Annotated in this window: 1 protein-coding gene; it reads right to left on the reverse strand. The window is 47.6% G+C overall.

Annotated elements, in window-relative coordinates; translation table 11 throughout:
• Nucleotides 1-89: 89 nt before the first annotated feature.
• Nucleotides 90-941 (reverse strand): ammonium transporter (locus CVN76_RS05535; RefSeq protein ID WP_100530563.1); only part of this gene is annotated, 852 nt, incomplete at its 5' end.

Here is a 941-nt window from a genome sequence, read left to right on the forward strand (position 1 = left end):
GCTAGTTCCGCTTTGAATTGTTCAAACTTGATTGGACGAGTAATGATATCTATTTTCGTTAAAACCTCTGACATATATTCACCCTCCTTCTAAATTGATTCATGATAGGCCTTTTCGCCATGAAGTGTAAGATCGAGCCCCATTGACTCATCTTCATCACTGACACGCAACGGAACGAACACATTAATCACTTTAGCAAGGACATAAGTGATCACGGCAACAAAAATATATGTGGCGATGATGGCCACAAGCTGTTTCCACAGTAAGTTGAAATCCCCGTAAAATAATCCATTTGCCCCAGCTTCGTTGACGGAAGTCGTTGCGAATAAACCAGTAGCGATGCCTCCCCATGTTCCGCCTATCCCATGCAGCCCGAAAGCATCCAATGCATCGTCATACCCCAGTTTATTCTTCAAGAAGAATACGCCCCAGAAGCATACTGCCCCACCGACGACTCCTATGATGATCGAGGATGCAGGCGTCACGAATCCGCAAGCGGGTGTAATGGCAACCAACCCGGAAATCGCTCCGGATACTGCTCCAAGCAATGTCGCCTTTTTATTTGCCATGTACTCAACGATCAGCCAGCCTATGATGCCAGCAGCTGCAGCCACGGCTGTATTCACGAATACCGTCATTGCCACTGCATTGATCGTCAAAGCGCTTCCGACGTTAAAACCGTACCACCCGAACCATATTAATGATCCGCCAAGGAAAGTTAACGGCAGATTATGCGGCGCACTGTCCCCCGATTCCTTCCTTTTCCCTACCATGATCGCCAAAACCAAACCGGCAACCCCTGAAGAAATATGAACAACGTTGCCTCCAGCAAAATCCAATGTACCGAGTTGCGCCAGCCAGCCTCCTCCCCATACCCAATGCGCAACTGGTGCGTATACCAATAAAGACCACAAGATCGTAAAGATCAAGAATGCTGAAAA

It is taken from the genome of Bacillus sp. mrc49 (assembly GCF_002803435.1).